Consider the following 9555-nt stretch of genomic DNA (forward strand, 5'->3'; position numbering starts at 1 on the left):
GCGCAGGCCGGGCCCGCGCTGGCCGCCGGCAGCCCCGCCCTCGCGCCGGCACGGCCGGGCGCCGCGCCCACGGGCCCCGCCGCATCCGCCACCTACCGCCTGCAGATCCAGCCCTGGGGCGTGGTCTACGTCGACGGCGTCGACCGCGGCGTCAGCCCGCCGGTCAAGCGCCTCGTGCTGACGCCCGGCAAGCACACGATCCGCATCGCCAATCCGAATTTCCACGACCGCGTGTTCGAAGTCGACACCAGCGCCGGCGGCGGCCAGATCGCCGCCGACTTCAGCGACGAACGACGGTAAGCACGCCACACTCCATGACCAAGCAGCGACTCAAGCTCATCGTCCTTGCCACCGCCGGCGCCCTGCTGCTGGGCGGCTGCGCCGAGTTCCCGATCTTCGACCAGAAACCGCCGCGCACGCCCTCGCATCCGAGAGCGTCGGCCCCGCGGCCCGCGGCGCCGGTGGAGCGTGAGGCCGCGCCGCCGCGCGAGGCCGCCAGCCGCCCGCGCGACCGCGACGGCGACGGTGTGCCCGACGCGCAAAAGGAAAGCGGCCTGCGCGAAGGCATCCGCCTGTACAACGAAGGGGATTTCAACGGAGCGATCCGGCGCCTGTCGGCGCGCGACGTCAACAATGGTCCGATCGCGACGCGCCTGGCAGCCCTGAAGTACATGGCCTTCAGCTATTGCGTGACCTCGCGTCCGGCGCCCTGCCGCCAGGCCTTCGACCGCGCGCTGCGCCTGGATCCGTCCTTCGACCTGGCGCCCGGCGAACACGGCCACCCGCTGTGGGGTCCGGTCTTCACCAAGGCCAAGCAGGCCGCCAGCCAGCGCTGAGGCCGGCGTCTCAGAACGGCAGCATGCTGCGCTGGCGCAGACGGATTTCCTTCTTCAGGAAACCGGCCACCAGCGGGTCGGCGACGAAATCGAGCTTCTCATAAAAGGCGCGGTTGTCCGCCATCGGCTGCAAGAGCACACGCGGGATGCCCTGGTCGAGGCAGTGGTGCTCGATCTGCTTCATGAACCATTCCCCGACGCCGCGTCCGCGGTGCTCGCGCAGGACGATCAGGTCCGACACAAAACAGAATTGCGGCGGCGCCAGCTCCAGGCGGGCAATGGCGACCCGCCTCTTGCCCGATTCCACCGTGACCCACTGGACCAGGCCGCCCGGCTGCCCTGCCTTGTCGATGGCGGCGATGTCACGATTGGTCCAGCCTGCGTCCTTGCGAAAGGCCAGCAAGACCTTGTCGGACAGCGGGGCGCTCAGGGGGCAGAAGCTGAGAGAAGATTGCATGGGAGAATTTTTGTGAATTTTCCCAAGCATAGATCTGGAACAAACGGAGCGCGAGCACCCGTGTGTAAATCTGGCAAGTTATTTGTAAGCAAATGTTTCTATTTGTATTTACCGTAAATACAACTACCGGTTATCCACCCGCACAAGCCCGGGTGGCGGTGGTAGCATGCCGCATGTCCACCCTCCCCCGCTCTTCATTCGATGCGATCGTCGTCGGCACCGGCCCGGGCGGCGCCAGCGTGGCGCGTGAACTGGCCTGCAAGGGCGCCCGGGTGGCAATGCTGGAACAGGGCAGCGCCGCCCCGCTGCGCGGCACCCTCGGCCAGATGGCCGCAATGGCCGCCGTGCCCGGCAAGGGCGCCTTCATCCATCGCGACGCCTCGCTGCTGGTGCGCGCCATCACCCTGGGCGGCACCTCGACCATCAATTTCGCCACCGCGGCGGCGCCGCCAAAGGCGATGTTCGCCGCCCACGGCATCGATCTCGAGCCGGCGCTGGCGGAACTGCGCGCCGAGCTGCCGATGGCGCCGCTGCCGGACAAGCTGGTCGGCCCGATGGCGGCCCGCATCATGGAGGCGGCGCGCGCCCTCTCCCTGGACTGGCGCAAGCTCGACAAGCTGATCCGCCCTGAATCCTGCCGCAGCGGCTGCTGGCGCTGCGTGACCGGCTGTCCCTATGGCGCCAAGTGGACGGCGCGCGATTTCGTCGACGAAGCCCTGCGCCACGGCGCCGTCCTGCGCGAGCATGCGCGCGTGACGCGGGTGCTGGTCGAGGATGGCCGTGCGGCCGGGGTGGAAGCGGTCATCGATGGCGAAACGCAGACGGTGCGCGCCGGCCGCGTGGTGCTGGCCGCGGGCGGCATCGGCAGCCCGCGCCTGTTGCAGGCATCCAGCCTGCTGACTGGACCGGCCGCCTTCTTCAGCGATCCGGTGGTAGCGGTGATGGGCAGCGTGGACGATATCGACGGCGGCGCCGAAGTGCCGATGGCGGCCGGCGCCAGCTGGCACGCGGACGGCATCGCACTGGCCGACCTGACCCTGCCGCAAGCCATGTACCAGGCCTTCGCGCTGCAGGCCGGCCGCGTCGACCGCCTGCTGGCGCACCGCCGCACGCTCAGCATCATGGTCAAGATCCGCGACGAGATCGGCGGCCGCGTGGGCCAGCGCTGGGTCGACAAGACCCTGCAGCCCGCCGACCGCGACAAATTCGACAAGGGCGTCGGCATCGCCCGCGGCATCCTCGAGCGCGCCGGCGCGCATCACATCTTCGCCAGCCACCATTTCGCGGCCCATCCCGGCGGCAGCCTGCGCATCGGCGAACAGGTCGACGCCGGCCTGGCGACAAGCACGCCCGGCCTCTACGTCTGCGACGCCTCGGTGATCCCGGAACCCTGGGGTCTGCCGCCGACGCTCACCCTGCTGGCGCTGGGCAAGCGGCTCGGCAAAGAGCTGAGCAGGATCCCCGCTTAAAACATCCCGAGTTCGTTGGCCATGGGCTCAGGCTGGGCCTGGCCGATATCCCACATCTCGGCGATGCGTCCGCCTTCGAAACGCAGGATGTGGACGATGGCGATGTCGGCGCCGTCCGGCGTCATCCGCGCGCGCGAATGGACGGCCACCAGCGGACCGTCCGCGATGGCGCGCTGCACCTCGAACAGCATCTGCGGAAAGCGCGCCGCATTCTCCAGCATGCCGGCCTTGATCGAGGCGGCGTCGCCGGCGAAATACGGATTGTGATGGCGGAAGTCCGGAGCTGCGAAGCGCTCGAAGGCTTGCTCGACCTGGCCGGCGGCGGTCATCTTCAGGAAGCCGACGGCGGCTTCCTTGAGGGTCATCTCGGTCATTTTTTTTCTCCATCCAGTTTGGTGGCGACCCACTTCTGCAGGGCCTCGTCGTCGGTCATATTGCCGTCGAAGGGGTAGTCCGGCACGAACGGTTCGCGGGTCGCCTGCGCGGTCTTGAAGAGCGCAGAAGGAATATACAAGGCGCCGCGGCCGCTGGGGAGCTCATGGCGCGCAATTTCGCCGAAGGGCGAGTAGCCCTTGGTCGCCTCGCCCAGCACCACGGTGTCGCCCATCGCGCGCAGCTGCTGCAGGAAGTTCATGCAGGAGCTGAAGCAGTCGCGGTCGATGACGGCGGCGATGCGCGGACCGTGCGGACGGCGCACCAGCACAGGCGCGGTGCTGGCATCAGGCTTGCCGGCCACCAGCGCCATCCTCTCGCCGGCGCGCATCGCTGCCTCCACCTTGGCCAGGTCGGCCTCGTTCTCCTCTTTCGACGATGCGAATTCCGGCGCCGCGATGTAGCGCTTCAGCACGGCCACGCTGTTGGCGTCGGCAATCAGGTATTTGCTGGCGCCGCCCGCCGCGCCCAGCTGGCGGGCGTAGGCGTCGCCGTACAGGGCGGCCATCGCGCGGCTGCCCCAGCTAGAATCGCCGCCGCCGTTGCCGCGCAGGTCGAACACGACCCAGCCGGATTTCGGCAGCGCCGCCAGCTGCGGATACAGCGCTTCGTAGGCCGCACCGGAACGCGCGCCGTTAAAGTTGGGCATGCCGACCCAGTGCTTGCCCGGGGCCAGCGTGCTCAGGCCGACCGGCTTCGCGACGGCCCGCCAGCGCGGCTGCAGCGCGTCCAGGCGCGCCTGGGCGACCTCGCCGGGCACGCTGCGCAGCGGCAGCGCGTACGGCTTATGGCTGCCGTCGGGCAGCACGAACACGCACTGCGATGGCGTCCAGCCCAGGCCGCGGTCGAACATGGTCAGCCGCGCCAGGCTGCTGAAGGTGGCGCCGTATTCGACGCTCGCGTTCACCAGAGGCGCTACCCGCATCTGCAGCCAGGTCCCGATCCAGACGCCGTCGCAACTCTTCACCGCGCTGCCGGCTGGCGGCAAGGGCGTGGGCCAGCCCGGCTCGGACCACACCACGCGGTACTGGCCGTTGTCCGCGCCGCCCACCTGGTCCAGCACCAGGCCGGTCCAGCCGCGCACGGCCAGGTGCAGGTCGATCTGGGTATGCCCATCGCCGAAACCGGCGATGAAGCGCGCCATCAGGCGCTTGTAATCCTGCTCGCTGCGCACGGCCTCGGCTTCCGGCAGGCCGGCGCGCGCACCCGCCGCCAGCGGCAGGGTCACGCTCGGTTGGCCGTCGATGTAGCCGGCGTGGTAGGTCCGGACCGTGGCGATGGCGAAGTTCAGGTCCTGGCGCGCGATCGCGGTCCAGTCGGGCGTGGCCGCGGCATCGGGCGCAGCCTGCGCCGCACCGAGCATCGCCAGGCACAGCGCGGCGCCGGCAGCGATCGAATAACTGGCGCGCATGGCTCAGGCCTTGACGTTGACGGTGGCCGGGAAGCCCGGGGCGCGGCGGCGCTGGCTGGCCTGCTCGTAGGCGTAGGCCATGCCGATCAGGCTGGCCTCGGTCCAGGCGGTGCCGACGAAGGAGATCCCGACCGGCAGGCCCGCCACATAACCCGCCGGCACCGTCACGTGCGGGTAGCCGGCCACAGCGGCCGGCGAGGAGAAGCTGCCTCCGTAATGGTCGCCGTTGATGTAGTCGGTCAGCCAGGCGGTGCCGCCGGTCGGGGCGACCAGCGCATCCAGCTTCTCGTCCTTGAGGATCTTGTCGATGCCCTCTTCGCGCGAATAGCGGTGGTTGTTGGCCAGCGCATCGCGGTAGGCCTTATCGTCCAGGCCGGGCTTCTTCTGGGCCGAGACCAGGTGCTCCTGGCCGAAGTGCTGCAGCTCGCGGCCGGCGTTCTTTTCGTTGAAGGCGATGATGTCGGCCATGGTTTTCACGGGCGCATGCGGCGCATAGTCACGCAGGTAGGCCTCGAGATCCGGCCGGAACTCGGCCAGCAGCACTTCGAGCTCGCTGTCGCCGTACTTGTCGACGTTCGGCACCTGCACGTCGACCAGGATCGCGCCCTGCGCCTTCAGCACCGCCAGCTCCTTTTCGATCAGGGCGTCGATGGCCGGGCTGCTGCCGAAGAAGTTGCGCGCCACGCCGATGCGCTTGCCGCGCAGGCCGTCCGTGCGCAGCGCCGCCGCGTAGTCGGCCGCCTTGCCCTGGCCGTCCTTGGTGGCCGCATCCTGGCCGTCGACGCCGGCGATCGCGCCCAGCAGCAGCGCGGCGTCCGCCACCGTGCGCGTCATCGGGCCTGCCGTATCCTGCGAATGCGCGATCGGGATGATGCCGCTGCGGCTGACCAGGCCGAGGGTCGGCTTGATGCCGACGATGCCGCAGGTGGACGCCGGCGAGACGATCGAGCCGTCGGTTTCGGTGCCGATCGCCAGCGTGGCGAGGCCGGCGGCCATGGCCGCGCCCGAGCCCGAGCTGGAGCCGCTGGTGTTACGGTCCAGCGCGTAGGGGTTGCGGGTCTGGCCGCCGCGGCCGCTCCAGCCGCTGACGGAGTGGGTGGATCGCATGTTCGCCCACTCGGACAGGTTGGTCTTGCCGATGATGACGGCGCCCGCCTCGCGCAGCCTGTGCACGACAAAGGCGTCCTTGCTGGCGCGCACGCCGGCCAGGGCCAGCGAGCCGGCGGTGGTGCTCATCTTGTCGGCGGTGGCGATGTTGTCCTTGATGAGGACCGGGATGCCATGCAGCGGACCGCGCAGCTTGCCGGCCTTGCGTTCGCGGTCGAGTTCCTCGGCGATGGCGACGGCGTCGGGATTCAGTTCAATGACGGCATTGATGCGTGGGCCGGCCTTGTCGATGGCGGCGATGCGCGCCAGGTATTGCTGCACCAGGGATTTCGAGCTCAGCTTGCCGGCCGCCATCTGGGCCTGCTGCTCCTGGACGCCTGCGTCCAGGATACTGGAACCGTTTGCGGCTTTGCCCGTCGCTGCCGCCACCTGCCCCGCCGCACCGATTGCACCTGCCGCCACACCTGCGCTTACTCCAAGACGAACGAAATCCCTGCGTTTCATACAAACTCCGTGGCAGATAATGGCATGAGCATAACAGTAAAGTTGCTCATGTGACACGGTCAGGATGCTGCGTCGTGCTAGCGCGACGCTTGGTAATGTTCGGGGCTCGGATAGCGCAGGCGTTCGGGCATACCACGGGCCATCGATGGCTGCGTCTGTTTCGACCTTGACTCCGGCGCATGCAGCAAGGCCGCGCCGGCGCAGCAGAACTCGAGATCCTTGGCGCGCGCCTTCTTGTATCGGCAAAACATGCAGACGTGGGGTTTGTTCATGGTATCATCCTCCTAAACGGAACGCGATTCCGAATTATAACCGGAACCTCGTTCCGGTTAATAGATATTTTTTATGGATACGACGCCAAACGAAGAACAAGCCGCGCCGGCGGCAGATGAGCAGCAGCCGCGCGCCAAGCGCATGGACGCCCAGCGCAACCTGCGCACCTTGCTGCAGGCAGCCATGGATGTATTTGCGGAATCGGGGGTCGATGCCCCGGTGCGCGCAATCGCGGAGCGGGCCGGTGTGGGCGTCGGCACGGTCTACCGCCACTTTCCGCAGCGCGCAGACCTGATCGTCGCGGTGATGAAATCCCAGATCGACGATTGCGCGGATGCAGCGGCCAGCATCGCCGCCGAACATGAGCCGGGCGAAGCATTGGCGCGCTGGATGCAGCGCTATGTCGACTTCATCCTGACCAAGCGCGGCCTGTCGAATGCCCTGCATTCGGACCATGCGGCCTATGCGGCGCTGCCGGATTACTTCTATGCGCGGCTGCGCCCTGCCCTGACCTCGCTGCTGCAGGCGGCGGTCGAGCAGAACGTGATCCGCCCCGGCTACGAAGCCGATGAGCTGCTGCGCGCGGCGGCCACGCTGTGCAAGGCGAATCCGGTCGAGGACACGGCGATGACGCGCAAGATGGTGGGGCTGCTGGTGGATGGACTGCGCTGCCGGGATTAGGCAAAAAAAAACGCTGCCGAGGCAGCGTTTTTTTTAGCGGTACGAACTAGATTAGTTACGCACGACTTTCTTGTACTCGGCGGTACGGGTATCGATCTCGATGACGTCGTCCTGGTTGACGAACAGCGGCACCTGGATGGTGAACTGCTTCGATTCCAGCGCGTTTTCCAGCTTCGCTTCTTTCATGACGTTACCCGAGGTGTTGCCCTTGACGGCCGGCTCGGTGTAGATGACTTGACGTGCGATGGTGATCGGCAGTTCGACCGAGATGGCCTTGCCGTCGTAGAACACGGCTTCGCATTCCATACCGTCTTTCAGGTAGTTGATGGCGTCGCCCAGGTTCTCTTCTTCGATTTCGTACTGGTTGTACTCTTCGTCCATGAAGACGTACAGCGGGTCGGCGAAGTAGGAGTAGGTCACCGGCTTCTTGTCCAGCACAACCACGTCGAACTTGTCGTCGCCGCGGAACACGTTTTCCAGCGGAGCGTTGGTCAGAAGATTCTTCATCTTCCACTTGTAGGTGAAGCCCGTGCGGCTCGAGCCGTTGACGTCAGAGCGCAGCACGATGAAAGGCTTGGCATCGACCATGATGATGTTGCCGACACGAATTTCTTTAGCGGGTTTCATAGGAATTATTAACCAAAAAATGAGTTGCTGTAACCGAGCATCATACCACGTTATTTTCCCGCCGCCTAACAAAGCGACCGGACGAAATTCAGCAGATTGCTCACTAAATCGCCATTTGCCAACATCTGCGTTTCCCACTCGCGGGCACGGCGCGTCATCGTTGGCAGTTCGGCTTGCAGGGACGTCCACAGTCCGTCCATGTGTCCTTCCCGCGCATCGTTCCAGCGCAGAGAGAAGTCGACCAGGCTTTGCGTATTCACCGCATACTTTTGCAGGAACGCGCGGAGTTTAACATGATGCAAGTTTTCATCTTGCGGATAAATGTGCCAGACAAAGGGCCGCGCCGCCCATTGGGCGCGCACCCAGGAGTCTTCGCCGCGCACGAAATTCAGGTCGCAGGCCCATAACAGGCGATCGTAGTCCGTCTGCGGCATGAAGGGAATCACGCGCACGGTCAGGGCGCCGCGGGTGGCGACGGCGCCGGCATGCGCCTCGGCGCCGATGAAGGCTTGCACCTTTTCGCGCGCCACGCCTTCCGGCACCAGGCAGGTAACTTTCGTACTGCCCTGCTCCCAGGCCTGGAACTGTTCCGTGACCGGCGCATGCGGGTAGCAAAACAGGCTGACCTTCAGCGCATTCATCTCCTCTTCGGTCACGCCGAAACGGCCGAGAAAAGCGGCCATCGCTGCCGGATCGGCCTGGAAGCGCGCGCATTCCTCGACCAGGCCGCGCTCGCGCAGCAGGCCGCCGGTCTTGTCGTTAAAGCCCGGGAAGAAGAAATGCTTGGTCAGTTTCAGACGCGGATGCATGGACGGCAGCCGGTGGCAGCCTTCGACCCACTCCTCGGCGCTCAGGCCCTCGTAATTGATCCAGGCCGCGCGCGGCTCGCGCCGGGCCATCGCCTCGATATAGCCGGGCGGGATATCGACGCCGAAGAATTCGATCACGACGTCGGGAATATCCGCCGGGACGAATTCGCCGTCCTGGCCAGCCCAGTGGCGCACCGTGATGCCGCCGATGTCCTGCACCGCGGCTTGCGTATCGACCGAAGGCCAGATACGGCGGAAACTCGCCAGATCATCCACCCATAAAGTGACCGCGATGCCATGCTCGCCATGGAATTGGCGTGCCAGGCGCCAGCAGATGCCGATGTCGCCGTAATTGTCGACGACCTTGCAGAAGATCGCGAGGGTGCGTGGGTAATTGGAAGACATGATCGTTTGAAAAGGATGGCACGACCAAATAGAAAAACCGAAGCACCTTTCCGCATCTGCGGGTGGTCTGCTCCGGTCTTTGACTGGCGTCCCCACGGGGATTCGAACCCCGGTACTCACCGTGAAAGGGTGATGTCCTAGGCCTCTAGACGATGGGGACCTTGAACTCTTTCCTGCTAAAACTTGGTGGAGGTAAGCGGGATCGAACCGCTGACCTCTTGCATGCCATGCAAGCGCTCTCCCAGCTGAGCTATACCCCCCAATTGTGCCGCATTACTGCTGCACTCAACAAAAGAGCCGCTCAAGGCGGCTCCTTGCGATGCTGGCGTCCCCACGGGGATTCGAACCCCGGTACTCACCGTGAAAGGGTGATGTCCTAGGCCTCTAGACGATGGGGACCTAAAACTGTCTTTTACTACTTTTACTTCTTCGATGGCGCCCTGCTGGGTGGGCATCATCTTTATTCTTGGCGTCCCCACGGGGATTCGAACCCCGGTACTCACCGTGAAAGGGTGATGTCCTAGGCCTCTAGACGATGGGGACC

10 protein-coding genes, 4 tRNA genes and 1 pseudogene are annotated in these 9555 nt (G+C 65.8%); 4 read left to right on the forward strand and 11 right to left on the reverse strand.

Annotation, left to right across the window (positions count from 1 at the left end; all coding sequences use genetic code 11):
• Window positions 1–300, forward strand: a pseudogene (locus tag AC07PE_RS00005) (hypothetical protein); the annotation flags it as partial.
• Window positions 301–314: 14 nt separating this feature from the next.
• Window positions 315–836 carry a TssQ family T6SS-associated lipoprotein gene (locus tag AC07PE_RS00010; protein ID WP_498760609.1) on the forward strand — a complete coding sequence of 174 codons (522 nt, stop codon included), beginning with the start codon at window positions 315–317 and terminating at the stop codon, window positions 834–836.
• A 10-nt stretch (window positions 837–846) separates the two neighbouring features.
• Here the strand turns inward: AC07PE_RS00010 and AC07PE_RS00015 are convergent, their stop codons facing one another.
• Window positions 847–1293: a GNAT family N-acetyltransferase gene (locus tag AC07PE_RS00015; protein ID WP_498760610.1), complete on the reverse strand. Its 447-nt coding sequence runs from the start codon at window positions 1291–1293 to the stop codon at window positions 847–849.
• A gap of 173 nt (window positions 1294–1466) precedes the next feature.
• Here AC07PE_RS00015 and AC07PE_RS00020 point away from each other — a divergent pair, with 173 nt between their 5' ends.
• Window positions 1467–2762, forward strand: a complete 1296-nt coding sequence (locus tag AC07PE_RS00020; RefSeq protein WP_498760611.1) for an FAD-dependent oxidoreductase — start codon at window positions 1467–1469, stop codon at window positions 2760–2762.
• Here the strand turns inward: AC07PE_RS00020 and AC07PE_RS00025 are convergent.
• The 4 genes from AC07PE_RS00025 to AC07PE_RS00040 form a co-directional block, all read right to left on the reverse strand.
• On the reverse strand, window positions 2759–3136 hold the full coding sequence (locus AC07PE_RS00025; protein ID WP_498760612.1) for a nuclear transport factor 2 family protein: 378 nt from the start codon (window positions 3134–3136) through the stop codon (window positions 2759–2761). The two genes, AC07PE_RS00020 and AC07PE_RS00025, sit on opposite strands and share 4 nt — an antisense overlap.
• Window positions 3133–4605, reverse strand: a complete 1473-nt coding sequence (locus AC07PE_RS00030) for a hypothetical protein (protein ID WP_498760613.1) — start codon at window positions 4603–4605, stop codon at window positions 3133–3135. The genes AC07PE_RS00025 and AC07PE_RS00030 overlap by 4 nt, the downstream gene beginning before the upstream one ends.
• A gap of 3 nt (window positions 4606–4608) precedes the next feature.
• The gene (locus tag AC07PE_RS00035) at window positions 4609–6216 is read right to left on the reverse strand and encodes an amidase (protein ID WP_498760614.1); all 1608 of its coding nucleotides are present in this window, start codon (window positions 6214–6216) and stop codon (window positions 4609–4611) included.
• 77 nt (window positions 6217–6293) lie between these two features.
• Window positions 6294–6488 carry a hypothetical protein gene (locus tag AC07PE_RS00040; RefSeq protein ID WP_498760615.1) on the reverse strand — a complete coding sequence of 65 codons (195 nt, stop codon included), beginning with the start codon at window positions 6486–6488 and terminating at the stop codon, window positions 6294–6296.
• Between the two features lie 73 nt (window positions 6489–6561).
• Here AC07PE_RS00040 and AC07PE_RS00045 point away from each other — a divergent pair, with 73 nt between their 5' ends.
• Complete coding sequence (locus tag AC07PE_RS00045; protein ID WP_498760616.1) at window positions 6562–7170, forward strand: TetR/AcrR family transcriptional regulator; 609 nt, start codon at window positions 6562–6564, stop codon at window positions 7168–7170.
• A gap of 51 nt (window positions 7171–7221) precedes the next feature.
• On the opposite strand, the gene AC07PE_RS00050 is transcribed toward AC07PE_RS00045, so the two are convergent.
• From AC07PE_RS00050 to AC07PE_RS00075, 6 genes are all read right to left on the reverse strand, one after another.
• The gene (locus AC07PE_RS00050; RefSeq protein ID WP_498760617.1) at window positions 7222–7797 is read right to left on the reverse strand and encodes an elongation factor P; all 576 of its coding nucleotides are present in this window, start codon (window positions 7795–7797) and stop codon (window positions 7222–7224) included.
• A gap of 65 nt (window positions 7798–7862) precedes the next feature.
• A complete protein-coding gene (gene earP, locus AC07PE_RS00055; protein ID WP_498760618.1) occupies window positions 7863–9011 on the reverse strand; it encodes an elongation factor P maturation arginine rhamnosyltransferase EarP in 1149 nt (382 codons plus the stop codon).
• Between the two features lie 84 nt (window positions 9012–9095).
• A tRNA-Glu gene (locus AC07PE_RS00060) sits at window positions 9096–9171 on the reverse strand.
• 24 nt (window positions 9172–9195) lie between these two features.
• Window positions 9196–9271, reverse strand: a tRNA-Ala gene (locus AC07PE_RS00065).
• 63 nt (window positions 9272–9334) lie between these two features.
• Window positions 9335–9410 (reverse strand) — tRNA-Glu (locus tag AC07PE_RS00070).
• A gap of 68 nt (window positions 9411–9478) precedes the next feature.
• Window positions 9479–9554, reverse strand: a tRNA-Glu gene (locus AC07PE_RS00075).
• Between the last annotated feature and the right edge of the window lies 1 nt (window position 9555).

The organism is Telluria sp. GW821-FHT07G12 (genome assembly GCF_059418525.1).